Origin of the sequence: Aeromonas sp. 600282, from assembly GCF_049175755.1 — a bacterium.
In the GTDB taxonomy this organism is placed as follows: Bacteria; Pseudomonadota; Gammaproteobacteria; order Enterobacterales; family Aeromonadaceae; genus Aeromonas; species Aeromonas veronii_A.
The window spans coordinates 1-23,221 of record NZ_JAAKVR010000013.1 but is presented as its reverse complement, the minus strand read 5'-3'; the positions used below and the strand labels follow the sequence as shown (position 1 = coordinate 23,221).

Sequence of the window (23,221 nt, the reverse complement as noted above, 5' to 3'; positions counted from 1 at the left end):
TGTGATAGTACAGCGCCTGTTAAATCAGCTCATTGCGCAGGATATTCGCGATTTTCGTGTGCTGGCGACCATCGCGAAAGTGCCGCGCCAGTTGTTCGTGGACGAGGCCATGGCGCACAAGGCGTGGGACAACACCGCCCTGCCCATTGGCCACGGCCAGACCATTTCGCAGCCCTATATGGTGGCGCGAATGACCGAGTTGCTGATGCAAAACAATCCGGCCCATGTGCTGGAGATTGGCACTGGCTCGGGCTACCAGACGGCGATCCTCGCCCATCTGGTGGAGCATGTTTATACCGTGGAGCGGATCAAGTCGCTGCAGTTTCAGGCCAGACGCCGACTGCGCCAGCTCGATCTGCACAATGTCTCGGCCAAGCACGGCAACGGCTGGCTGGGGTGGCCCAACAAGGGGCCTTATGACGCCATTCTGGTGACGGCCGCGGCGAGCGAGATCCCGACGGCACTGACCGATCAGCTGGCCGAAGGGGGCCGACTGGTGTTGCCCGTGGGTGACAGCCAGCAGACCCTGCAGCTGATCGAACGATCCGGATCCCAGCTGACCAGCCGTATTCTGGAGCCGGTACGTTTTGTTCCCCTGATTGACGGAGATGTTGAGTGAAGTTGTTTTCCCGTTTGTACGTACTGGTGATGCAGTGGGCTCGCCACAAGCATGCCCCCCGGTATCTCTCCATCACTGCTTTCATCGAGTCGGTGTTCTGGCCGATCCCGGTGGATGTGATGCTGGCGCCGATGGCGCTCGCCAAGCCCCACAAGGCGTGGCACTACGCCACACTGGCTACCCTCTTCTCTGTGCTGGGCGCCCTGTTTGGCTATGCCCTTGGCTATGCCCTGTGGGATCCGGTCGTGCTGCCACTGGTGGAGTCTGTGGGCTATCAGGACAAGATCGAGATTGCTCGCAACTGGTTTGAGCAGTGGGGGATCTGGGTCATTTTCATTGCCAGCTTCACCCCTATCCCCTACAAGGTGTTTACCGTGACGGCAGGGTTGTTGCAAATGGCTCTGCTGCCCTTCATCATCACCTCCCTCATCGGTCGTGGCATGCGCTTTTTCCTGGTGGCGGGCCTGATGCGCTGGGGTGGCGAGAAGATGGAACGCAAACTGATGCACTATGTAGATGTGCTCGGTTGGCTCTGTATTGGTCTGGCCGTGGTGGCCTATTTCTGGTTTAGTCGTTAAGGATCCATTATGCGTTCGCGTATTTGGCAAGGAAGCAGTGTCGTGGTGTTGTCATGGCTGCTGCTTGCCTGCTCCTCCAGTAAAAATGCAGCTCCGGTAGATGGTGTTGATGAGGGGCAGTTTGTCTCGACCATTCCGGCTCGCCAGAGCGGTGCCCAGGTCAGCGCCCCCATTCAGGGCGGCAGCTATGTGGTGAAGCGGGGCGATACCCTCTACTCCATCGCCTTCAACTCCGGCAACGACGTGCCGTCGCTGGCCAGCCTCAACAACATCAGCCCGCCCTACAACATCTATCCGGGGCAGCGACTGCGACTCGATGGTTCCAGCGCCAGTGTTGGCAGCAGCCGCAGTGCCGGTACCTATGAGGTGCGCCGCGGCGATACCCTGAGCAGCATCGGCCGCCAGTTCGGCATGACGCCGCAGGCGCTGGCCCAGAGCAACAACCTGAGCGCCCCCTATGCGCTGCAACCGGGTCAGGTGCTCAATGTCCAGACCGCAGGCGGCGGTTCGACCCAGATGGTGGCTGCGGCTCGTCCGGCAACCGTGACGCCGGTGGCCGTGAGCCGTCCGAGCAGCGGTCCGCGTCCGTTGGCCGAGCCGAGTGGATCTGGTCAGACCACGCCGTTCATCTCTCAGAAATCCGTTGCTCCGGCAGCACCGAAGGAATACGCTCAGGTCAAAGAACAAAAAACAAACAACTCCCAGTCGAGACTTGCTTGGCACTGGCCCGCAAAGGGCCGGATTGTCGAGGGGTTCTCTGTTGCAGAACAGGGTAACAAGGGGATCGACATAGCCGGCCAGAAGGGGCAACCCGTCTACGCCGCCAGCAGCGGTAAAGTGGTATACGCTGGCAGTGCTTTAAGGGGGTACGGCAAGCTGATTATCCTCAAGCATGATGATGACTATCTCTCCGCTTACGCACACAACGACGAGTTGCGGGTGAAGGAAGGGGACAGCGTCAAGGGGGGCTCGGTCATTGCCAACATGGGTAGCACGGACGCGCCGGATGTGCGATTGCATTTCGAGATCCGGTACAGAGGCAAGTCGATCAATCCGATGAGCTATTTGCCAAAGCGTTAACCCCAGAGAGACCGTCTTACTCTGGTAACGTCAGGGAGACACACCATGAGCCAAGAACAACTGGTAATGCAGGATGCAGAGTTAGAGTTTGACGCTGAACCCGAATCTCATGAAGTAGAAGAGTTGCAGGAGGTAGCCGCCGAGGCGGACGAGACTATCTCCGATGAGTTGCTGGCACCGGAACTGAACAAGGTGATGGATGCCACGCAACTCTATCTGGGGGAGATAGGTTTCTCCCCGCTGCTCACTGCCGAAGAGGAAGTCTACTACGCCCGTCGTGCCTTGCGAGGTGATAAAGCCGCCCGCAAGCGCATGATCGAGTCCAACCTGCGACTGGTGGTGAAAATCGCCCGCCGTTACAACAACCGTGGCCTGGTGCTGCTGGATCTTATCGAAGAGGGCAACCTCGGTCTTATCCGCGCGGTCGAGAAGTTTGACCCCGAGCGCGGCTTCCGTTTCTCTACCTATGCTACCTGGTGGATCCGCCAGACCATAGAGCGGGCCATCATGAACCAGACCCGTACCATCCGTCTGCCCATTCATGTGGTCAAAGAGTTAAACGTTTACCTGCGCACCGCGCGCGAACTCTCTCACCGTCTCGATCATGAACCGACCGCCGAGGATATCGCCTTCGCGCTGGATCGTTCGGTGGATGATGTGAACCGCATGCTCAAGCTCAACGAGAAGATCACCTCGGTGGACACCCCCATTGGTGGCGATCGCGACAAAGCGCTGCTGGATGTGCTCTCCGACGAGCGCGGCATGGGGCCGGAGCTGGAGTCACAGGAAGATGATATGCGCAGCAGCATTGTCCACTGGCTTGAGGAGCTCAACCCCAAGCAGCGGGAAGTGCTGGCCCGTCGTTTCGGTCTGCTGGGCTACGAGCCCGCTACCCTCGAGGATGTGGGGGCCGAGATTGGCCTGACCCGCGAGCGGGTACGCCAGATCCAGGTGGAGGGGCTGCGCCGTCTGCGGGAGATCCTGCTGAGCCAGGGGCTCTCCATTGAGGCTCTCTTCCGCACCAATTAAGTCCGCAGCAACGGAATACGGCATCAGCCAGATAGCACGAGGGGAGCAACTGCTCCCCTCGTTTTTTATTGCCTGTCGTCTGGCGATGGCTTCGTGGTTATACCAGCTCAGCCAGCATGGTGTCGGCGTAGGGCACCAGTGCTTCGCCATTTTTCACTTTGGCGAGATAGTCCGGGTTGGCGATAAGCGGACGACCGATAGCCACCAGATCGAAGCGGTTGGCCTCAATGGCCGCAGCGGCGCGCTCGGCGTCGTAGTTGCCCACCCCGACCAGATTTCCTTTGTAGTGGGCGCGCAGATAGTCGGAGGCGCGGCCACCCAGATAATCGAAGGTGAGGTTGTCATCGAAGATGCCGAGGTGGATATAGGCCAGCGGGCGATCGTTGAGCTTGCCCAGCAGGTAGTCGAACACGGCGCGATCTTCCGGGCTGCCCGCCAGATGGACATAGGCACCCGGGGAGAGGCGAATACCAACCCGATCACCGCCGATGCGGGTGCTGATGGCATCGACCACTTCCAGCGCGAAGCGGCTCATCTTTTCCGGGCTGCCACCGTAGTTGTCGGTGCGCAGGTTGGTGGAGTGATGCAGGAACTGGTCGATCAGGTAGCCATTGGCACCGTGGATCTCCACCCCGTCAAAGCCCGCCTCGATGGCGTTGGCAGCGGCTTGGGCGTAATCCAGCACCAGCTGGGCGATTTCCGCCTCGGTCAGGGCGCGCGGCACCTGATAGGTGAGCTCGCGCATGCGGGGCACAGTGCCCTCGTGCGCCACGGCTGAGGGGGCCAACACTTCAGCCTGATGGAAGAAGGGGTGGGAGAGGCGACCTACGTGCCACAGCTGGGCGAAGATCTTGCCGCCCTTGGCGTGCACGGCGCTGGTCACTTTCTTCCAGCCATCGATCTGCGCCTGGGTGAAGAGGCCCGGGGTATTGGGGTAACCCTGCGCGTCGGGGCGGATGATGACGGCCTCGGAAACAATCAGGCCGATGTCGGCGCGGCGGCCGTAATAGGCAGCCATCTGCTCGGTCGGCACCAGACCTGGGCCTGCCATGCAGCGGGTGAGCGGGGCCATCATGAAACGGTTGGCCAGGGTCAGAGTGTCATTGAGTCGATACGGCTGAAACAGGGTATTCATGATAGGTTGTCCTGAACGGGTTATTCTTGAACGTGCATTCAAGACGTTTTTTGCGTCGGGCGCAAGCTTTTTTTGAATGCGCGTTCAAGAAGGTTGGCCCGAGCGGGCGGCTGGGGTAAACTTGCCGCCCTTTCCAGTCACTCTTTATCGGCGGGCCCTGTTGCTCCTTGCCGGTGAACCATTTCCCACGGGAGGAACCATGCGCATAGCCGAGTTTGATCGGGACGAGGTACTGCGAAATGCCATGGAAGCGTTTCGCGCCAAGGGATATGCCAAGACCACCATGCAGGAGCTGGTGGCTGCCACCGGTCTGCACCCGGGCAGCATTTACGGCGCCTTTGGCAACAAGCGCGGCCTGCTGCTGGCGGCGGTGGATCATTATGTCGAGGGCAAACGCACCCTGCGCCGCTCCCTGCTCGACAACCCGAGCCCGTTGGCGGGTCTTGCTGCCTATCTCGACCGGATTGTGGGGGAGGCGCTCTGCGGCTCCTGTCTGGTGACTCGCACCATGATGGAGCTGAGCGAGCAGGATGAGGAGCTGACCCTGCGGGTCAAGGGGATCTATGGCGAGCTGGAGCAGGATCTGGCCGAGTTGCTGACACAGGCGCAGGCCAAGGGTGAACTGGCCCCGGATAGCAATATCCACACCCTCACCGCACTGCTGCTGATCAACCTGCAAGGGCTGGTCACTTTCGCCCAGTGCCGCCCCGATCGCCCCCTGCTCGACGACGTAGTCGCCCAGCTGATGCGGGCCCTGCGGGCGTAAGTTAGGTTTCCCCTTCTCCGTTTTTGCTTTTTGAATTGAGGGGAAGGGGTCAATCGGATTGACGTAATGAGAACAGGATAAAATCCAGCACGGAGTTGAGCCTGCCCAGTACATCGTTATTCCACACTCGTATCACCCGAAATCCCTGCTGATTGAGATAGGCTGTCCGAGCCTCATCATGCATCTGGTTCGCTAGTGTTCCATGTTGCGAACCATCCACTTCGATGATCAATCCCTGTTCAAGGCTGATGAAATCCACCACATAGGGGCCGATGGGCATTTGGCGGCGAAATTTCACTCCCGCCAGACGGCGATTGCGCAAGTGTTGCCACAGTTTCTGCTCTGCCAGCGTGGCATCACGTCTCAGTCGTTTGGCAAAGCGGTTGCTTTCCATAAAGGGCTCCAGTTCTGTTTGGCCCTATAGATATAGCCAGCTTCCTTTGTGTTTACCGGTTGGATATTGCGTCCCCTCACCCTAGCCCTCTCCCAAAGGGAGAGGGAACAGATCTAGGTGCTGTCAGGATTTGTTGACCCCAACCGAGCTATCGTTGTGTTTGGTAATGATGAGCTGATGAGCTGATGAGCTGATGAGTGGATGGGCATTGCCCTGCTAGTTGGTTACCCGTGATGTTGCCGATTGTACTGGATCAGCTCCCTTCTCCCCTTGCGGGAGAAGGGCTGGGGATGAGGGGATGGAGCAGGAGCAGCCCTCACCCTAACCCTCTCCCGGAGGGAGAGGGAATTGATCGAGGTTCGGTTTGGGCATCATGGTCGGTCAACAAGCTCCTTCATCAAATCCTTGAGCCACACCTGCGCCGGTTGTTGCGTATGCGCCGATGGGGTATGCCAGACGCTGCGGCCTCACCTCGGCCCCACCAGCTCCTTCATCAAATCTTTCAGCCATACCAGTGCGGGTTGTTGGGCATGAACGGGGTGCCAGACGCAGTTGAGGTGGTAGTCCGGCACGTCTTCGGGCAGGGGCAGGCTCCTGAGCGGCCAGTGGCTGGCCAGCAGCTCGGCCACCATGCTGGGCAGCACCAGCAGGTGGTCGCTCTGGCTGACGATGGCGGCGGCGGACATATAGCTCTGGCTGTTGACCGAGATGGTGCGACTGAATCCCAGCGTCTTCAGATAGCGATCCAGGCTCGCCTCCGAGGTGCCGAGCGGCGAGTGGAACACATGGGGCATCTCGATAAGCTGCGACAAGGTGATGCGCTCCTCCTCCAGCTCCAGGGTGGCGCGCACCAGCCCGGCCAGGGGCTCGGTGAGCCAGGTCTCCTTGCCCAGATACCCCGGCACCTGCATGTACTCGTCAAACCCCAGCACCAGGTCGATTTCGCCGCTCGCCAGCTCCGCCTCCGGCAGGGTGTCGCGCAGGATGCGGATCTCGATGGTAACCCCGGGGGCGAGCGTCCTGAGGCGCTGGATGAGCGGCGGGATCAGCACGCACTCCACGTAGTCCGTGGTGCAGAGCACGAAGCGGCGCTTCGACTGGCTCGGCGCGAACTCGTCCTCCTCGGACAGCTGCTGCTCCAGCAGCCGCAGCGCCTGCTGCACCCCGAGGTGCAGCCGCTGGGCCCGGGGAGTCGGCAACATCCCCTGGGGAGTGCGCACCAGCAGCGGGTCGCCGAGAAAGGTGCGCAGCCGGTTGAGGGAGTGGCTCATGGCGGGCTGGCTGATAAAGAGCGACTCGGCGGCGCGGGTCACGCTCCCTTGCGTCATCAGGGCGTCGAAGGCGAGCAGCAGATTGAGGTCGAGCTGGTGCAGTTTCATGGAGGATTATTCGCCGTGCTTATGGGACAATCCATCCTATTCATTTGATGGATGGGCGCGCAACTTCTTACACTGCGTCCACTCTTATTTTTCCAGGGTTCCTGCATCAATCCGGGGGCCTCAATCCATGCAAGGAGCCTTGCGATGAGCATCAAGACCATCAACTCCATTCCGGCCGCCGACGGCTTCATCATGCCCGCCGAATGGGCGCACCAGCAGGCCGTCTGGATGATCTGGCCGTTCCGCCCGGACAACTGGCGCGTCGCCGGTCGCTTCGCGCAGGCCACCTTCGCCAAGGTGGCGGATGCCATCGGGCAAGCCACCCCGGTCTTTATGGGGGTACCGGCCCAGTTTATGGAGCAGGCTCGCGCCATCATGCCCGCCCACGTCACCCTGGTGGAGATGGCCAGCGATGACTGCTGGGCCCGCGACACAGGTCCCACCGTGGTCACCAACGCCGCCGGCGAGTGCCGCGGGGTGGACTGGGGCTTCAACGCCTGGGGCGGCCACAAGGGCGGTCTCTACTATCCCTGGGATCAGGACGAGAAAGTGGCGGCCCGGATGCTGGAGCAGCACGGCATGGATCGTTACGTCGCGCCGCTCATTCTGGAAGGGGGCTCCATCCACGTGGATGGCGAAGGCACCTGCCTGACCACCGCCGAGTGCCTGCTCAACGAGAACCGCAACCCGCACCTGAGCAAGGATCAGATCGAGGCTCACCTGCGCGACTATCTGGGTGTGAAGAGCTTCATCTGGCTGGACGAAGGCGTCTACATGGACGAAACCGACGGCCACATCGACAACATGTGCTGCTTCGTGCGTCCGGGTGAAGTGGCCCTGCACTGGACCGACGACGAGACCGATCCCCAGTACGCCCGCTCCCTGGCCGCCCTCAAGGTGCTGGAAGCGGCGGTCGACGCCAAGGGTCGCAAGCTGAAGGTGTGGAAGCTGCCCCAGCCGGGCCCGCTCTACTCGACCTTCGAAGAGTCCGCCGGCGTCGAGAGCGGCACCGGTGTGCCGCGCGAGGCGGAAGGTCGTCTGGCGGGTTCCTACGTGAACTTCCTCATCACCAACGATCGCATCGTCTACCCGCTGCTGGATGCCGCCACCGACGGCGAAGCCCAGCGCATTCTGGAAGAGATCTTCCCGGAGCATAAGGTCGTCGGCGTACCGGCCCGGGAGATCCTACTGGGCGGTGGCAATATCCACTGCATTACTCAGCAGATCCCCTCCGGCAAGTAAGAACCTGTTCCAAGCCAGCAGAGATTGGTATTCAAAACCCCACTCAGTGGGGTTTTATCCCTTGATGACGTGATGGTCGCAGGCGCCGATGCGGCGATCATCATGACAAACAGTCACCCTTTTACAGGAGATCCCCATGATCGAAGTGACAGAGGTTTCCATTGCCGAGCTGCGTGCCGCGCTCGAATCGGGCCGCACCACAGCGGTCGAACTGGTCGAGGCCTATCAGGCGCGGATCAAAGCCTATGACGGCCCCGAGACATCAACCCGCCTCAACGCCGTCGTGGTGCCCAACCCCGATGCCCTGAAAGAGGCGCAAGCGTCCGATGCGCGCCGTGCCCGTGGCGAAACCCTGGGGCCGCTCGACGGCATCCCCTACACCGCCAAGGACAGCTACCTGGTCAAGGGGCTGACTGCCGCCTCCGGCAGCCCGGCCTTCAAGGATCTGGTGGCCCAGCGCGACGCCTTTACCGTGGAGCGGCTGCGCGCCGCCGGTGCCATCTGCCTTGGCAAGACCAATATGCCGCCCATGGCCAATGGCGGCATGCAGCGCGGCGTCTATGGCCGCGCCGAGAGCCCCTACAACGCCGACTACCTGACCGCGCCGTTTGCCTCCGGCTCCTCCAATGGTGCCGGCACCGCCACCGCCGCCAGCTTCGCCGCCTTTGGTCTGGCCGAAGAGACCTGGTCGAGCGGCCGTGGCCCGGCCTCCAACAACGGCCTGTGTGCCTACACCCCGTCCCGTGGCGTGATTTCTGTGCGTGGCAACTGGCCGCTGACCCCGACCATGGACGTCGTCGTGCCCTACGCCCGCACCATGGCCGATCTGCTGGAAGTGCTGGATGTGGTCGTCGCCGACGATGCCGAGACTCGTGGTGACCTGTGGCGGATGCAGCCCTGGGTGCAACTGCCCAAGGCCTCCGAGGTGCGTCCGGCGTCCTATCTGGATCTGGCCGCCAAGCCCGATGCCCTCAAGGGCAAGCGGCTCGGCGTGCCGCGCATGTTTATCAACAAGGATGAACTGGCCGGCACCAGCGAAAACCCCGGTATCGGCGGCCCGACCGGTCAGCGCATCCATACCCGTCCGACTGTGATCGCGCTGTGGGAGCAGGCCCGTCAGGCACTGGAAGCCGCGGGCGCGGAAGTCATCGAAGTGGACTTCCCGCTGGTCTCCAACTGCGAAGGGGACAGACCCGGCGCGCCCACCGTGTTCAATCGCGGCATCGTGAGCCCGGAGTTTCTCAACGACGAGCTGTGGGAGCTCTCCGGCTGGGCGTTCGACGACTTCCTGCGCGCCAACGGCGATCCCAAGTTGAACAAGCTGGCCGATGTCGATGGCCCCCAGATCTTCCCCCACGATCCGGGCACCTTGCCGAACCGCGAGGGGGATCTGGCGGCGGGCATGGACGAGTACGTCAATATGGCCAAACGTGGCCTCAAGCGCTTTGACGAGATCCCCACAGTGCCGGACGGCCTGCGCGGGCTGGAGAAAACCCGCAAGCTGGACTTGGAAGAGTGGATGGACGGGCTCAAGCTCGACGCCGTGCTGTTCCCCACCGTGGCCGACGTGGGCCCGGCTGACGCGGACGTGAACCCGGCCTCCGCCGATATCGCCTGGAGCAATGGCATCTGGGTCGCCAACGGCAACCTCGCCATTCGCCACCTCGGCGTGCCGACCGTCACCGTCCCCATGGGCGTGATGGCCGATATCGGTATGCCGGTGGGGCTGACCTTCGCCGGTCGCGCCTATGACGACAACAACCTGCTGCGCTTCGCCTCGGCCTTCGAGTCCACCGGCAGCAAGCGTATGGTGCCGCCGCGGACGCCGCCGTTGGGGTGATTGTTGGTGTGAGTTAAATCTCTCGGGTTCATTCTGAGATAATGAAAAAACCACCCGTTATGCGGGTGGTTTTTTATTTTTAGTGCAGGGAGAATTAAAAGCTGACAGTGATTGACTAATTGGCTCAATTTCGGGATGGTTAACGTCCGACAATATTCATATAAATAACGATGAAATACGAATTTCATCCAGCTTTTAAAATAATTGAGCTCTCGATGTTTGTATGGTGTTTCACTTTCTATTATAAATGCGAAAATCTTTATACGAAAGCCAAGGTGTAGAGTTAGAATAACTGATTTGCTCAAATTGAATCCCCTCTTTATATGTGGCCTGGAATACTGAACGTTGATCTTCCTCAGTGGTATCAGTGCCAAAAACGATGCCACTCAAAGCGTTACCAAATTTAAGGAATTGGTTTTCTGTAGAGTCAATATACATTAAGTAGCGGAATTCATTTTCATCTCGCCAATCCAAAGATTTTTCAAAAATCAGTTCGTTGTTGTATTCGTCAATGTGTTGACGAACATACTCTGTTATTCCAATCTCTTTTAGAAGTGGATAGTTCAAAGTGTAAGGGCTCTTAAATATATCCCCTTTCAATAAAGTGTTTTTGTATTTAATGTCACTTGCATATAAATCTGCTATAGAGCTATATTGTTCTTTTAACAGAGTTTCAATGCGTTGCCTATCAAATATTAGACAGACCCCCTTATGATTATCCCCATATTGAGCCCACATTCTTGGTTTTGCAAAGCCTCTAAGGTATATATCATTCAGGAAATCTTTTCCTAAATGTGGCATGTCTTTTGTAAAGCAAAGAACCTTACATTTTGTTTTTATCTCGTTTGATATTTCTTGCCATAACTCTATTGATTCATCATGAGAAGGCGAGATGTTTTCTAAAATATGGAAATCAAATTTCCAATTTTTTGACTCCTTGGGATCATTGGTTCCTCGTAGGGAGTTAAACATTAGTGTTTTATTTTTCAGAATGTAATTTATAGCTGTGTGAGTGCTAGTGTAGTGATACAAGTACTTATTATGCTCTCTCAAATGTTGAAACATATACAGCCTTTCGAGTTACAAATATTGTTTAATGAAGGGGATTATAATGCAGGAATGATGCAGGGCAGTAGATTAGAGATGCGGATTCTGACGATCGCGAACAGGTCGTGGCCGAGAGGCTGCTGATATCTGGAATTTATTAGCGGTCTTGCCATGACTCGGTGCGTGGCGGTATGCGGACGATTACGCTGCGCTAATCGACCCTACATGATGTGGCTTATTGTTACCTCCCCCTCATCCCCAGCCCTTCTCCCGCAAGGGGAGAAGGGAGCAAATAGGCTCCGCTGATTGTGCTTTACGTACGAGGTTCGGGTGGGGATGAGAGTTTGGAATTGGCACGGGCCTAACCCTCTCCCTCGGGAGAGGGTTAGGGTGAGGGGCCGCTATCTGTGTTACAGGTTCGAATGGCGCAGCGTATTCGGACGTTCGCGAATAGTGGGTCGCTGCAGATTGATCCTGACTTCACTCAGACTTCACACAACCTCATTTTCCCCTCACAAATCCCCCGTATCTTCTGCTCACTGCTTAAAAGGCCCGGCTTGCCACAGGGGTGGCGAGGGGGCGATTGGTTCGAGGGAGCAAGATGATGAAAGGTTGGATGAAATGCGGGTTGGCCGGAGCCGTGGTGCTGATGGCGAGTTTCTGGGGCGGCAGCGTGCGGGCGGCGGGGATCTCCCTCAAGCAGGTGAGCGGCCCTGTCTATGTGGTGGAGGACAACTACTACGTCAAAGAGAACTCCATGGTCTATTTCGGGGCCAAGGGGGTGACGGTGGTGGGGGCGACCTGGACGCCGGATACCGCCCGCGAGCTGCACAAGCTGATCAAACGGGTCAGCAGCAAGCCGGTGCTGGAGGTGATCAACACCAACTACCACACCGATCGGGCGGGTGGTAACGCCTACTGGAAGTCCATTGGCGCCAAGGTGGTCTCGACCCGCCAGACCCGGGATCTGATGAAGAGCGACTGGGCCGAGATTGTCGCCTTTACCCGCAAGGGGCTGCCGGAGTATCCGGATCTGCCGCTGGTGCTGCCCAACGTGGTGCACGATGGCGACTTCACCCTGCAAGAGGGCAAGGTGCGCGCCTTCTATGCGGGACCGGCCCATACGCCAGACGGCATCTTTGTCTACTTCCCCGACGAGCAGGTGCTCTATGGCAACTGCATCCTCAAGGAGAAGCTGGGCAACCTGAGCTTTGCCGATGTGAAGGCCTATCCGCAGACCATCGAGCGGCTTAAAGCGATGAAGTTGCCGATCAAGACGGTGATTGGCGGTCACGACTCGCCGCTGCATGGCCCCGAGCTGATTGATCACTACGAGGAGTTGATCAAGGCGGCGCCGCAGAGCTGACCCGCGCTGTTTTTAACAATGCCGCCGCTTGTGGCAAGCGCAGCGCCGGTATGCAACGCTGCACACCCTCTATGCAAAAGGGCCCGTTACGGGCCCTTTTGCTATCAGATCAGCCTCTGCCACCAGGTGAGGCCGATGCTCATCACCACGGCAAAGCCCACGATGGCGATCACCAGACCGATGCGCATCCACTCCGCGCTGGTGTGATAGCCCATCCCCATCAGCAGCGGGATGCGGGCGTGGGAGTAGGTGGCGAGGTTGCAGCCGACGTTGGTGATGGCGGCGATGCTGAAGATGGCGAGCTCGGCAGGTACGCCGACCGCCAGCAGGGCCCCGGCAATCACCGGCGCCAGTGCCACCACCTTGGCGGTGGCCGAGGCGAAAGCGTAGGAGGTAAAGAGGTAGAGCCCCATCACCACCAGCAGCATGGGAATGGTGCCGAGCCCGCCGAGGGTGCTGTGCATAAAGCCGGAGAGTTCATCCCCCAGCCAGCCGGTAAAGCCGACCCGTTTCAGGTTGTCGGCCATCCCCATCAGCACGCTGAACCAGATCAGGGTATCGAAGGCGGCGCTGTTGCCCTTCACATCGTTCCAGTTCAGCACCCCGAGCAGCTGCAGGGCGGCCAGACCGAGAAAGGCGACCGTGGTGGCATCCAGCCCCAGATTGCTGCCGCCAACCCAGAGCACCACCAGACCGATAAAGACCCCGAGCAGGCTCTTCTCATGGCGGGAGAGGGGGCCCATTTTGGCCAGCTCCTCGCGGGCGAAGCGGGGGGCATCCGGCGTGTCGCGGGTCTCGGGGCGGATCACCAGATAGAGCACCAGCGGCATGATCAGCAGCAGACCGATGGCGGGCGGCAGCAGATAGAGCGCCCACTCGCGAAAGCCGACCGTCAGCCCGGCGACGCTGGCGGCAATGCCGACCAGCGCCAGATTGCCGGCAAAGCCGGTGCTGAAGGCGACCGCCGAGGCGTCGTTCATGGCGCTGACGCTGGAGAGCAGGAACTGCCCCAGCTTGCGGTCATCCTTGTTGATGGTCTTGGCCAGCGAGTCGGCAATGGGGGCGACGATGGCGGCGCGGGCCGTGTTGCTCGGAGTAGCGGGGGCCAGAATAAAGTCGGCAACCGCCAGACAGTAGGCGGAGCGCAGGGTGGACTGGCCAAAGCGGCTGAGCAGCAGCAGGGCGATCCGCTTGCCAAGACCGGTCTTGGCAAAGGCGCTGGCAATCATGAAGGCGATGACGATAAGCCAGATCAGCGGGTGGTTGAAGTCGACCAGCGCCCCTTCGATGGCCGCCTTGGGGGTCGCTTCGCCACCGGTATGGAGCACGGCGTAGAGCCCGAGGGAGAGGATGGCGATATAGCCGGTCGGCGCTATGTTGGTGACGATGACCAGTATGGTGGCGATAAACAGAATGGCGGTGTGGTAGGCCGCCGGTGCCAGTCCGGCCGGGGCTGGCAGCTGCCAGCAGAGTATAGCCAGCAGCACGGTCACGAGTGCGGCGAGCTGGGCGAGAGTGAGTTTTTTCATAAGATTCCTGTCCGGAATGAGTAGGGAGGGAGCGATTGAGGCCGCTTCGGCCCTACTATAAGAGGGGTAATGGTGGATGCCAAATCCATCAATTACACCAAATGAGCATTCGATTAATTGCGGCTGTTTTTAACGGCGTCTTTGGCTTTGTGAGCTCGGGTTGATGAAGAGGTGAGTGAAGGAGTCGTTGCGACCTGGGGGGCTGGCGGGATTAAGGCTGTTCAAGACGGGTGGGCTTTCATAAGATGGCCCTCTCTCTTTTCCCTGAAAGTTATCCATTTTCGTTATGCAATACGCCTCTCTCGCGCGCCTCAAGCAGGCCTTTATCACCGGGATGTGGGCCTCACTGGTCAGCATCGTTATCGGCTTCGCCTTCAAGGTGTGGCTGGCGCAGTGGGTCGCCAAGGGGGAGCTGGCGCTGTTCAACAGCGTGGTGGATTTGATCTCCCTCTCCTTTATCCTGATGACAGGTTTTCGCTCCTCCATGGTGGTGAGCTACTCCCAGACCAAGAACGATCGGGACATCATTAATATCTTTCGCTACTTCCTCATCGGCATCGTGCTGCTCACCTGGGGGGCGGTGATCCCCTATATCAAGCACGGGCTCCATATCCGGGTGGAGTATCTGCAACTGGTGGGGGTCATCTTCGGCCTGGGGCTCAAGGTCTACTTCACCAATCTGGTGGCCATGTACCGGATGTATCAGCTCTCCAACCGGGTCACCTGGCTGGAGCCGCTGGCCAACGGTCTGCTGTTTATGGCCTGCTATTTCGGGCTCGGGATGGATGCGCTTGCCTCGCTCTTCTACGGGCTGACCTTCTCGTCGCTCGCCATCGCCGGTTATATGTATGTTTCGCGCCGTCGGGCCATCGCCACCAGGCCGCTGGCCAAGGTAGCGCTCGGCCCCGAGATGGTGAGCTATGTGAAGAAGAGCTTTACCGCATCCCTGGAGGCGGGGGCCAGCATCCTGATGATTTACATCACTGTGCTGCTCACCATCCGCCACTTCAGCATCGACGAGCTGGGGGATTTTCAGGTGGTGGTTCGCCCCATCTTCACCTATATGACCACCCTGTTTGTCTTCCCCATCTACCGCTTTGTGCTGCCTGAGCTGGCGGTCAATCTGCGCAACGGCGATCACCGCCAGATAAGGCTTATTCGCCGCTGGATCTTCCGCCTCTCCGCCATCGTCAGTCTGGCGTTCTTTGGTTTGATGCTGCTGGCGGGCAAACCGCTGGTGCTGTTGTTCTTCCCCGCCGACTACGTGGGGGCGGTGCCTGTGCTGTTCCACTTCTCCATCTTCTTTATCTTTATGATGCTTAACGGCTATCAGCTCGCCTATATCAAGGCTCACGGTCACTTTACCCAGAGTTTGCTGATCCGGCTGGCGGGCATAGTGGCACTGGTCGCCGCCTACTATCTGGTGGCCGAGTTCACCGCCAACGTGGTGGCGATTATCGTGGCGCTGGGGCTCGGTTATATGGTGATGTTTATTCTCTCGACCCTGGCGGAGCGGCAGATCTTGCGATCCCTGCCACTGGTGCTGGCGACCCGCTAGGGTGCTACTCGCCAAGAGCAGGCTCCTGTCAGATAACAAAAAACGCCCGTGCGGGCGTTTTTTTATTGGCGGCGCAGGGGAGGTTTAACGCTTGCCCTTGCCACCCTTGTTGCCAGCGAGGGCCTGCTTTCTGGCGCGCTGCTTCTGAGCCGCCTTGCTGTTGCGACGCGGCTCGGGCTCGAAGCGGGTGAGATCTGGCTCAAAGCCCGGAAACCACTGCTGGGGCAAACGGGTGTCGAGCACAGCTTCCACCTTCTCCAACAGGGGGGCATCTTCCGGACTGAACAGGGTGATGGCGAGCCCCTTGTTGCCGGCACGGCCTGTGCGACCGATACGGTGGACGTAATCCTCGGCCACAAACGGGAACTCGAGGTTAATCACATAGTTGAGATCCGTGATATCGAGGCCGCGGGCCGCCACGTCGGTGGCGACCAGCGCCTGCAAGGTGCCGGTGCGAAACTCCAGCAGCACCTTCTCCCGCGCGCTTTGCGACAGATCGCCGTGGAAGGCCAGCGCATTGATGCCCGTCTTGCCAAGCTGCTGGGCCAGTTTGTCCGCCCCCTGACGGGTGCGGCTGAAGATAAGCGCCGGTGCCCACCTTTTCACTTTCAGCATGTGTTCGACCAGCGCCAGCTTGCGATCGCTGTCCACCGTGTAGACCCGCTGCTCCACCTCGGCCGCCGTGGTGTTGCGCGGTGTAACTTCAATCAACTCGGGGTCGCGCAGCAGCACCTTGCAGAGGGCAAACAGGTTGTCGTCGCAGGTGGCGGAGAAGAGCAGGGTTTGGCGATCCACCGGGATCTGTTTGAGCAGCGCCTTGATCTCGTCCATAAAGCCCATGTCGAGCATGCGATCGGCCTCGTCAAACACCAGATGGCGCAGGCTATCCAGGCTCAAGGCCCCCTGACGCAGATGGTCGAGCAAACGGCCCGGGGTGGCGATCAGCAGATCCACCCCGGCTTGAAGCGCCTCTACCTGCGCCGCGATGCTCACCCCGCCGTAGACCAGCGTGCTGGTGAGACCTGTCCCCTGGCCGTAGCGCGCGACGCTCTCGGCGACCTGCACCGCCAGCTCGCGGGTCGGCACCAGCACCAGCGCACGGATTGGGCGCGGGGATTCTGCTTGCGGCTGCGCCAGCAACTGCTCCAGCAGCGGCAGCACAAAGGCGGCGGTTTTGCCGGTGCCGGTCTGGGCCCCCGCCATCAGATCCCGCCCTGCCAGAATGACGGGGATGGCACGAGCCTGAATGGGGGTGGGGGCGGCATAGCCGAGCTCGGTCAGGGTCTGCTGCAGACGGGGGGAGAGGGCCAGTTCGGCAAAGGAGGCTGTGGACATAGGGGCACCAGTCGGGGTTATCGTGGCCAGCGGCCGCGATGCAATGAGTGATCGTGGCCGCGATGGTAACAGAAGCTGGGGGAGCGGCAGAAGGCGGCTATGCCTCTGCGTCGTCCGGCAACGGGCGGATCAGCCGGATCTTTTTGCCCTCGTAGCAGGCGATGTTGTGCTTGCCGTGCTGTTTGACGTGGTAGAGCAGCTCGTCGGCCAGATGCACTGCCTCGGTGACGGTGAGATAGTCACGAATGCGGATCACCCCAGCAGAGAAGGTGATGGGGGTGGGCAGCTCGGGGATCCCCAATGGGCGATCCAGCAGGCGGCCAGCGGAGTGGATCATTATCTCGTCATCCTCCATCCCCTTGAACAGCACAATAAACTCCTCGCCGCCCCAACGGATGGGGCTGTCCACCTTGCGGATATTGCTTCTGAGGTGGCGGGCAAAGGCGACCAGTGCCAGATCCCCGACGCCATGGCCATAGGTGTCGTTGATCGACTTGAAGTTGTCGATATCCAGGATCATCAGGTAGTCGTGCTCATGGAGCAGACTCTGGCAGAGCACATCCCTGCGTGGCAGCCGAGTCAGGTGGTCGGTGTGCGCCAGGGTGCGCAGCCGCAGGTAGATCTGCTTCCAGGCCACCATGCCCAGCAACAGCACGATGAGATAGACCTTGAATGCTGCGCCATGCAGGGCCAGCTTGACGAAATCGAACCCGCTGTAGGACCACTTCAGATAGAGATCATCCCCCGCCTTGGTGCGCATAAAGGGTTTGCTCAGGCAGAGATGCCTCGGGCTGCAGGGCTCGGCGGCTTCAAACGATATGTTGGTGCGGGTCGGGTTGATGGTATCGAAGGGGCGCAACACATCGTTAAATGCTTCATCGACGGCGATATCGATACCGAGCAGCCCGTATTTGTAACCGCCGCGCCCCGACTGATGAATGAAGGGGAAGTACATCACTATGGTGTTGCGCATGCTGAAGCTGTCGATCTCGATATCGGAGACAAAGGCTTCATCGGCGCTGCACAAGGGGCGGCCGGGCGCAAAGCTGGCGCAACCGAAGTAGTGATACCAGGCGGGCAGGGTCATCAGATCCACCTTGATCGGCGCCAGTCTGGCGGGCAGCACATTGTTGTCGGCCACCATGCCGATCAGCCGGTAGTCATTCCAGATGGTGTAGATGTTGATCACCTCCGGATAGGAGAGGGCATAGCGGAAGGTGTTGAGGATATTGGCGGCCGGGTATCGCAGCGGAATATCGGCAAAGCGGTATTTGCTTTTGAGGTCATACCCGTAGAGATAGTCGCTGCCAATGCTATTCGGGGGCGGTGGCTGATCGAGCAGATGGTGTTGTGCCAGATAGCTGGTGATGTTCTCCACCTTGAGGATTTTGGCTCGCTGGTAGAAGACCTCGAACACGTTCTTCTGTCTGGCGGTGATGAGATCCATGTCGTGCTGGATAGTGAGATAGGTGTAGTAGAAGACAGTGCCCAACCCGGTCAGGGCGAGCAGGGCCAATCCGGCCACTTTGACGATGAACTGGCGAGCAAACGCCGGTGGCCAGCGCAAGGCTGGGGGGTTACCTGAAAATAAGGTCATAGGTGTCTGGTTAGAGTACCGATAGGGGCGTGGGCGCCATACGGGCAAAGTATACGCGAATGAAATCCCGACAGGATCCACCGACAAACCTTGCCTGAAGCTGAAGACCTCACCACTTATTTATCCCTACTCCACGATCAGCACGCTCTCGCTAGCCAGATGGTGCAGCCACTCCCTGACGATCAGCAGCACGGCGGCAAAGTGCTCGTCGCGTGGCAGCAAGCTGGCTGCGAGGGGATCCCCTTCCGCCATGGCGGCCAGCTGGCCAAAGGCTTGCTCCACCAGATCCCGGTCGAGCTGGTTGTCCCCCAGCGCTTCGGCCAGTGATGGCTGGCTGCGCAGGGTCAGCTGCAAGCCGGGCGGGATCTGCGGGGCGATGCGCATCAGCTCATCTTCCACCACCATGATGGCCCGCTCCAGTTCGAGCGGGGTGGGCGGCGCGTGGCGAAATGGTCCTGGCTGGATGGCGTGGGTGCCAAAGGCCAGCGGGTAGTGTGACGGGGCCGCATCTGGCTGGCTCAGCCAGAGCTGACTGCTCTGTTCACCAACCTCCAGCAGCAGGGTCATCATCTCCGGTTCGGGTTGTGTCATGGTGCTGAGCTCCTGTATTGTAAACGTTTTCCCATTCCGCCTTTGATACCCCTGCTGTCGCCGTTTGGCGAGCACAATTTCTGCGAGTCGTCCCTCACTTTGTGGCAAACCCCTTGCAAAAAAATTCATTGGTGGCAGTCTGGATGTCTAAATGGCTTTCGCCGTTTCGTTATCCTCAGATGATTCAGGAGTTCAGATATGGATATTCGCACCGCTCCCCGTGCCATCGCGCTCGCTCTCATGCTGGCAAGCGGCATCGCCGCCGCCAACGAAGCGCTGGTGATCCAGACCGATTTCGGCCTCAAAGATGGCGCCGTGTCGGCCATGAAGGGGGTTGCCTTCGGGGTGGACCGCACTCTGCCGCTCTATGACCTGACCCACGAGATCCCGGCTTACAACATCTGGGAAGCCTCCTACCGCCTCTACCAGACCCTGCAGTATTGGCCCAAGGGGACTGTGTTTGTCAGCGTGGTTGATCCCGGTGTCGGCACCGAGCGCAAGTCAGTAGTGCTCAAGACCAGGAGCGGCCACTACATCGTGACCCCGGACAATGGCACTTTGACCCTGGTGGCCGAGCACTTCGGCATCGAGGCGGTGCGCCAGATCGATGAGAAGCTCAACCGCCTCAAGGGCTCCGAGAAGTCCTACACCTTCCATGGCCGCGATGTGTACGCCTATACGGGCGCACGGCTCGCCTCTGGCGCCATCAGCTATGAGCAGGTTGGCCCGCTGCTGCCTGCCGAAGTGGTGAAGATCCCCTATCAGCCTGCGGTCGCCGAGAAAGATGGCACCCTCAAGGGCACCATCCCGATCCTCGATGTGCAGTACGGCAACGTCTGGACCAATATCGATGATGTCCTGCTGACCAAGGCGGGGATCAACAAGGGGGATAACGCCTGCATCAAGATCCGCGAAGGGGATGTGGTCAAATATGACGGCAAGGCCCCTTACGTCAGCAGCTTCGGTGACGTGCCGGAAGGTCAGCCGCTGGTCTACCTCAACAGCCTGCTGCAGGTGTCGGTGGCGCTGAACATGGACAGCTTCGCCGCCAAGCATCAGGTGCAATCCGGTGCCAACTGGCATATCAGCCTGAAGAAGTGCTCCTGACCCGCACATATATAAGTAGAGATAGAAACAGCAACGGGCGCTTCGGCGCCCGTTTTGTTCTCTGTTAATAAAGAAAGGGATCAGAACTCGTTGGAGAGCGCCTTGTACCCTTTGACCAGATCGATATTGGTGTGGGCCACGTCCTCGGAGAACTCGGCGGCATCTACCGAAACCCGCGGGATATGGGTCAGATCGCTCTGCTGGTTGATGCGGGTGGTGGAGGGGACGTAGAATTCCGGCGGCAGATCGCAGCCATCGATCACCGAGTTGTGACGCACCACGGCACCGTCACCGATATGGCAGTTGAACAGCACGCTGTTGAAGCCGATAAAGACCCGGTTTCCCACTTCGCACGGTCCGTGGACGATGGAGCGGTGGGCGATGGAGGTGTACTCGCCGATGGTGACGGCGGCGCCGGATTTGGAGTGGATCACCACGCCATCCTGGATATTGGAGTTGGCGCCGATGACGATGGGTTCCATATCTCCACTCTCATCCACCTCGTCGGCACGGATCACCGCATAGGGGCCGACAAAGACATTCTCTTTGATGATCACCTTGCCGCAGATGATGGCGGTCTTGTCGATATAGGCGGATTCGTCGATGACAGGCAGATGGCCGGAGGGATTCTTGCGGATCATGTTACATCCTGTGGTTGCTTGAAATGATGCGGTGGCGCACCCGGCGCCAGGATGCCAGCTTACGCCTCGTTATTATCTGGTGAAACCCCGAAGTGGTCTGACCCTTGTCGCAAGCCTTGGCGGGATCACTGTTTCCGCGCGCTGGAATATGGGAGCATTGCAGCCATTCCCGAGTTGGTTGAAATGGACATATAAAGATGAAGAAGATGATTGCCCTGTTGGCGGGTGGTTTGTTGCTCTCCTCGGCCGTGCAGGCCAAAGGGGAGGCGGGGGAGTTTGACTATTACGCCATGGCGCTCTCCTGGTCGCCCGAGCATTGCGCCGTCAAACCGGCGGATCGGGACCAGTGTTCCCGCAAGCTGGGCTTTGTGCTGCACGGTCTCTGGCCCCAGTACGATCGCGGTTATCCCAGCAGTTGCACCCGCGAACGGCTCAATCCCGATATGGAGAGTGAGTTTGCCGACCTCTACCCCAGTCGTTTCCTCTATCGCCATGAGTGGGAGAAGCACGGCACCTGCTCCGGCTTGAGCCAGCAGGCCTTCCATCAGCTGGCGAGCGATTTGCGCCAGAAGGTGAAGATCCCGGCGGCTTATCAATCCCCGGAAGAGCCGCTGCGCAAAACCAGTTTCCAGCTCAAGGCCGATTTGGCGAGCGCCAACGAGTGGCTAGCCCCCGACAACATCACGGTGGCTTGCGCCGATGGTGGCCGCCTCCTGCGGGAGATCTACATCTGCGTCAATAAAGAGGGGACAGATGCGGTCACCTGCTCCGCCGAGATGCAAAAGCGCGAGCGCCGCTCCTGCGGTCAGCCGGATTTCCTGCTGCGCAGCGTGCGTTAAGCCTCCACTCTCTTCATCAGGCCCCTTGCGGGCCTGATGTGTAACCACGGTTATCGGAAAGGAGTCTGACAGATGGATGGCAACAACCGGTTTGGCCCGCAAGAGCGGGCAATGCTGCTCGGGGTGAACGGATGAGCCTGTTTGCCGAGCTGGGGATGCGTTATCCCATTATTCAGGCACCGATGGCCGGTGTGCAGGGTAGCGAGCTGGCGCTGGCCGTGACCCGTGCGGGCGGCTTGGGCTCCTTGCCTGCCGCCATGCTCACATCAGCGGAGCTACGCAACGAACTGGGGCGTCTTGCCCAAAGCGGTCTTGGGCCATTTAACATCAACTTCTTCTGCCATCGGCAACGGGAACCGGATCCCGTTGCACTAGCCCGCTGGCAGCAGCGCCTTGCTCCCTACTACGCCGAGTTCGGCGTACAGCCCCCAGCTGTTACGACGGCGCCAAGCCGTGCCCCTTTCAATGAGGATCATGCCGCCATGGTGGCTGAGTTCAGACCGGCGGTGGTCAGCTTTCACTTCGGCTTGCCCGCGCCCGAGCTGCTTGTCCAAGTGAAGGCTGCGGGGGCCAAGGTATTTGCCAGTGCCACCACGGTGGCGGAGGCAGTATGGCTGGCTCAACACGGCGCCGATGCCATCATCGCTCAGGGATTGGAGGCGGGCGGTCATCGCGGTCATTTCCTCTCCGATGATCTCGCCTTGCAGCAGAGCACCCTGACCCTGCTGGCGCAGATCCTCGCGGTGACCGATCTGCCGGTGATTGCCGCTGGCGGTATCGTCGATGGCAAGGGGATCGCCAACGCGTTGGCAATGGGGGCGAGTGCCGTGCAGATGGGCACCGTCTTTCTCTGCTGCCATGAAGCGACCACCTCGGCGTTGCATCGCGCCGCCATCCATTCACCAGAGGGCCAGCAGACGGCACTGACCAATCTGTTCAGTGGCCGTCCGGCGCGGGGGATCGTCAACCGTCTGATGCGTGAGCTGGGCCCGCTCTCGGATCTTGCCCCTCACTTCCCCTATGCCAGTGGCGCACTGGCACCGCTGCGTGCCGCCGCCGAGAAGGCGGGGGACAGTGGCTTCTCTCCGCTCTGGGCTGGCCAGAATGTATCGGGCTGCCGGGATCTTCCCGCTGGCGAGCTGATAGCGTGCTGGGTCAAAGAGGCTGGATTGGGATAAGCACTGCTATATAAGCCTCTTTATATAGAAGCGGCCGTTGGTGCAGTGCGTCGGACGCGACGGTGCTGCGATGATGGATGAGTGCCTGTCCCCTTGTGAGGCGCTTATCCGGAGACAAAACCCCGCATTTCACCCACCCCCTGTGGATAAGTCTGTATAAAGGCTGTGCATTGATATGAATAACCAAGAAATTGCACTTTTTTGCAATTTTATTGCGGTAAAGCCTTGCCAATGTGAGCTGGATCTCTATAATGCGCGTCCATCGACAGGGCAAGCGGCAACGCAGAAAGCCAAGTCGGTAACCTCGAAAAGCCTTTGAAAATAAGGCTTGACTCGAGAAGGCGGTTGAGTAGAATTCCACTCCCGCAGCA

The 23,221-nt window shown here is 59.6% G+C and carries 21 protein-coding genes; 12 read left to right on the top strand and 9 right to left on the bottom strand.

All coding sequences use genetic code 11. The features are described from left to right. The first annotated feature begins 1 nt into the window (after position 1). Genes G5137_RS13275 through rpoS form a run of 4 tightly spaced genes read left to right on the top strand, consistent with a single transcriptional unit; the run spans position 2 to position 3,306 of the window. Positions 2 to 619, top strand: a complete 618-nt coding sequence (locus G5137_RS13275; RefSeq protein WP_005335507.1) for a protein-L-isoaspartate(D-aspartate) O-methyltransferase — start codon at positions 2 to 4, stop codon at positions 617 to 619. Then, positions 616 to 1,197: a YqaA family protein gene (locus tag G5137_RS13270; RefSeq protein ID WP_263719204.1), complete on the top strand. Its 582-nt coding sequence runs from the start codon at positions 616 to 618 to the stop codon at positions 1,195 to 1,197. The genes G5137_RS13275 and G5137_RS13270 overlap by 4 nt, the downstream gene beginning before the upstream one ends. Before the next feature lie 9 nt (positions 1,198 to 1,206). Beyond that, positions 1,207 to 2,277, top strand: a complete 1,071-nt coding sequence (locus tag G5137_RS13265; RefSeq protein WP_319919626.1) for a LysM peptidoglycan-binding domain-containing protein — start codon at positions 1,207 to 1,209, stop codon at positions 2,275 to 2,277. 45 nt (positions 2,278 to 2,322) lie between these two features. Beyond that, positions 2,323 to 3,306 (top strand): RNA polymerase sigma factor RpoS, encoded by a 984-nt coding sequence (gene rpoS, locus G5137_RS13260; protein WP_005335504.1) that lies wholly within the window; start codon positions 2,323 to 2,325, stop codon positions 3,304 to 3,306. Between the two features lie 97 nt (positions 3,307 to 3,403). On the opposite strand, the gene G5137_RS13255 is transcribed toward rpoS, so the two are convergent. Next, positions 3,404 to 4,441: an alkene reductase gene (locus G5137_RS13255; RefSeq protein ID WP_270905575.1), complete on the bottom strand. Its 1,038-nt coding sequence runs from the start codon at positions 4,439 to 4,441 to the stop codon at positions 3,404 to 3,406. Positions 4,442 to 4,640: 199 nt separating this feature from the next. On the opposite strand from G5137_RS13255, the gene G5137_RS13250 reads away from it, so the two are divergent. After that, positions 4,641 to 5,207 (top strand): TetR/AcrR family transcriptional regulator, encoded by a 567-nt coding sequence (locus G5137_RS13250; RefSeq protein ID WP_216949235.1) that lies wholly within the window; start codon positions 4,641 to 4,643, stop codon positions 5,205 to 5,207. 49 nt (positions 5,208 to 5,256) lie between these two features. On the opposite strand, the gene G5137_RS13245 is transcribed toward G5137_RS13250, so the two are convergent. Both G5137_RS13245 and G5137_RS13240 read right to left on the bottom strand, forming a co-directional pair. Beyond that, positions 5,257 to 5,601: an endonuclease domain-containing protein gene (locus G5137_RS13245; RefSeq protein WP_139406923.1), complete on the bottom strand. Its 345-nt coding sequence runs from the start codon at positions 5,599 to 5,601 to the stop codon at positions 5,257 to 5,259. 467 nt (positions 5,602 to 6,068) lie between these two features. After that, positions 6,069 to 6,980, bottom strand: coding sequence for a LysR family transcriptional regulator (locus G5137_RS13240; RefSeq protein ID WP_421255518.1), 912 nt, complete (start codon positions 6,978 to 6,980; stop codon positions 6,069 to 6,071). Positions 6,981 to 7,124: 144 nt separating this feature from the next. Here G5137_RS13240 and aguA point away from each other — a divergent pair, with 144 nt between their 5' ends. Both aguA and G5137_RS13230 read left to right on the top strand, forming a co-directional pair. Beyond that, positions 7,125 to 8,222, top strand: a complete 1,098-nt coding sequence (gene aguA, locus G5137_RS13235; RefSeq protein WP_421255517.1) for an agmatine deiminase — start codon at positions 7,125 to 7,127, stop codon at positions 8,220 to 8,222. 136 nt (positions 8,223 to 8,358) lie between these two features. Further along, the gene (locus G5137_RS13230; protein WP_421255516.1) at positions 8,359 to 10,062 is read left to right on the top strand and encodes an amidase; all 1,704 of its coding nucleotides are present in this window, start codon (positions 8,359 to 8,361) and stop codon (positions 10,060 to 10,062) included. Between the two features lie 231 nt (positions 10,063 to 10,293). On the opposite strand, the gene G5137_RS13225 is transcribed toward G5137_RS13230, so the two are convergent. Continuing rightward, positions 10,294 to 11,034: a DUF2971 domain-containing protein gene (locus G5137_RS13225; protein ID WP_201907653.1), complete on the bottom strand. Its 741-nt coding sequence runs from the start codon at positions 11,032 to 11,034 to the stop codon at positions 10,294 to 10,296. Between the two features lie 676 nt (positions 11,035 to 11,710). On the opposite strand from G5137_RS13225, the gene G5137_RS13220 reads away from it, so the two are divergent. Further along, positions 11,711 to 12,475 carry a CphA family subclass B2 metallo-beta-lactamase gene (locus tag G5137_RS13220; RefSeq protein WP_421255515.1) on the top strand — a complete coding sequence of 255 codons (765 nt, stop codon included), beginning with the start codon at positions 11,711 to 11,713 and terminating at the stop codon, positions 12,473 to 12,475. Positions 12,476 to 12,579: 104 nt separating this feature from the next. Here the strand turns inward: G5137_RS13220 and G5137_RS13215 are convergent, their stop codons facing one another. Next, complete coding sequence (locus G5137_RS13215; protein WP_421255514.1) at positions 12,580 to 14,004, bottom strand: DASS family sodium-coupled anion symporter; 1,425 nt, start codon at positions 14,002 to 14,004, stop codon at positions 12,580 to 12,582. Positions 14,005 to 14,290: 286 nt separating this feature from the next. Here G5137_RS13215 and G5137_RS13210 point away from each other — a divergent pair, with 286 nt between their 5' ends. Further along, a complete protein-coding gene (locus G5137_RS13210) occupies positions 14,291 to 15,562 on the top strand; it encodes a hypothetical protein (protein ID WP_139406937.1) in 1,272 nt (423 codons plus the stop codon). A gap of 84 nt (positions 15,563 to 15,646) precedes the next feature. On the opposite strand, the gene G5137_RS13205 is transcribed toward G5137_RS13210, so the two are convergent. The 3 genes from G5137_RS13205 to G5137_RS13195 all read right to left on the bottom strand — a co-directional run bounded on the left by G5137_RS13205 (position 15,647) and on the right by G5137_RS13195 (position 19,085). Next, positions 15,647 to 16,897: a DEAD/DEAH box helicase gene (locus G5137_RS13205; RefSeq protein ID WP_216979423.1), complete on the bottom strand. Its 1,251-nt coding sequence runs from the start codon at positions 16,895 to 16,897 to the stop codon at positions 15,647 to 15,649. Positions 16,898 to 16,994: 97 nt separating this feature from the next. Continuing rightward, the gene (locus G5137_RS13200) at positions 16,995 to 18,464 is read right to left on the bottom strand and encodes a GGDEF domain-containing protein (RefSeq protein ID WP_421255555.1); all 1,470 of its coding nucleotides are present in this window, start codon (positions 18,462 to 18,464) and stop codon (positions 16,995 to 16,997) included. Between the two features lie 156 nt (positions 18,465 to 18,620). Further along, complete coding sequence (locus G5137_RS13195; protein ID WP_421255513.1) at positions 18,621 to 19,085, bottom strand: hypothetical protein; 465 nt, start codon at positions 19,083 to 19,085, stop codon at positions 18,621 to 18,623. A 198-nt stretch (positions 19,086 to 19,283) separates the two neighbouring features. Here G5137_RS13195 and G5137_RS13190 point away from each other — a divergent pair, with 198 nt between their 5' ends. Further along, the gene (locus G5137_RS13190; RefSeq protein WP_021229492.1) at positions 19,284 to 20,192 is read left to right on the top strand and encodes an SAM hydrolase/SAM-dependent halogenase family protein; all 909 of its coding nucleotides are present in this window, start codon (positions 19,284 to 19,286) and stop codon (positions 20,190 to 20,192) included. Positions 20,193 to 20,272: 80 nt separating this feature from the next. Here the strand turns inward: G5137_RS13190 and G5137_RS13185 are convergent, their stop codons facing one another. Continuing rightward, positions 20,273 to 20,833, bottom strand: a complete 561-nt coding sequence (locus G5137_RS13185) for a carbonate dehydratase (protein WP_005335471.1) — start codon at positions 20,831 to 20,833, stop codon at positions 20,273 to 20,275. A 197-nt stretch (positions 20,834 to 21,030) separates the two neighbouring features. Here G5137_RS13185 and G5137_RS13180 point away from each other — a divergent pair, with 197 nt between their 5' ends. After that, entirely contained in the window at positions 21,031 to 21,672 is a 642-nt protein-coding gene (locus G5137_RS13180) for a ribonuclease T2 family protein (RefSeq protein ID WP_421255512.1), read from the top strand. A gap of 131 nt (positions 21,673 to 21,803) precedes the next feature. Then, a complete protein-coding gene (locus G5137_RS13175) occupies positions 21,804 to 22,850 on the top strand; it encodes an NAD(P)H-dependent flavin oxidoreductase (protein WP_421255511.1) in 1,047 nt (348 codons plus the stop codon). Positions 22,851 to 23,221 lie beyond the last annotated feature (371 nt).

Bases quoted from the DNA above. Each gene is read 5' to 3' on its own strand.
- G5137_RS13265 (WP_319919626.1), top strand. From the start codon at position 1,207: ATGCGTTCGCGTATTTGGCAAGGAAGCAGTGTCGTGGTGTTGTCATGG.
- rpoS (WP_005335504.1), top strand. From the start codon at position 2,323: ATGAGCCAAGAACAACTGGTAATGCAGGATGCAGAGTTAGAGTTTGAC.
- G5137_RS13255 (WP_270905575.1), bottom strand. From the start codon at position 4,441: ATGAATACCCTGTTTCAGCCGTATCGACTCAATGACACTCTGACCCTG.
- G5137_RS13250 (WP_216949235.1), top strand. From the start codon at position 4,641: ATGCGCATAGCCGAGTTTGATCGGGACGAGGTACTGCGAAATGCCATG.
- G5137_RS13245 (WP_139406923.1), bottom strand. From the start codon at position 5,601: ATGGAAAGCAACCGCTTTGCCAAACGACTGAGACGTGATGCCACGCTG.
- G5137_RS13240 (WP_421255518.1), bottom strand. From the start codon at position 6,980: ATGAAACTGCACCAGCTCGACCTCAATCTGCTGCTCGCCTTCGACGCC.
- aguA (WP_421255517.1), top strand. From the start codon at position 7,125: ATGAGCATCAAGACCATCAACTCCATTCCGGCCGCCGACGGCTTCATC.
- G5137_RS13230 (WP_421255516.1), top strand. From the start codon at position 8,359: ATGATCGAAGTGACAGAGGTTTCCATTGCCGAGCTGCGTGCCGCGCTC.
- G5137_RS13225 (WP_201907653.1), bottom strand. From the start codon at position 11,034: ATGTTTAACTCCCTACGAGGAACCAATGATCCCAAGGAGTCAAAAAAT.
- G5137_RS13220 (WP_421255515.1), top strand. From the start codon at position 11,711: ATGATGAAAGGTTGGATGAAATGCGGGTTGGCCGGAGCCGTGGTGCTG.
- G5137_RS13215 (WP_421255514.1), bottom strand. From the start codon at position 14,004: ATGAAAAAACTCACTCTCGCCCAGCTCGCCGCACTCGTGACCGTGCTG.
- G5137_RS13210 (WP_139406937.1), top strand. From the start codon at position 14,291: ATGCAATACGCCTCTCTCGCGCGCCTCAAGCAGGCCTTTATCACCGGG.
- G5137_RS13205 (WP_216979423.1), bottom strand. From the start codon at position 16,897: ATGTCCACAGCCTCCTTTGCCGAACTGGCCCTCTCCCCCCGTCTGCAG.
- G5137_RS13195 (WP_421255513.1), bottom strand. From the start codon at position 19,085: ATGACACAACCCGAACCGGAGATGATGACCCTGCTGCTGGAGGTTGGT.
- G5137_RS13190 (WP_021229492.1), top strand. From the start codon at position 19,284: ATGGATATTCGCACCGCTCCCCGTGCCATCGCGCTCGCTCTCATGCTG.
- G5137_RS13185 (WP_005335471.1), bottom strand. From the start codon at position 20,833: ATGATCCGCAAGAATCCCTCCGGCCATCTGCCTGTCATCGACGAATCC.
- G5137_RS13180 (WP_421255512.1), top strand. From the start codon at position 21,031: ATGAAGAAGATGATTGCCCTGTTGGCGGGTGGTTTGTTGCTCTCCTCG.
- G5137_RS13175 (WP_421255511.1), top strand. From the start codon at position 21,804: ATGAGCCTGTTTGCCGAGCTGGGGATGCGTTATCCCATTATTCAGGCA.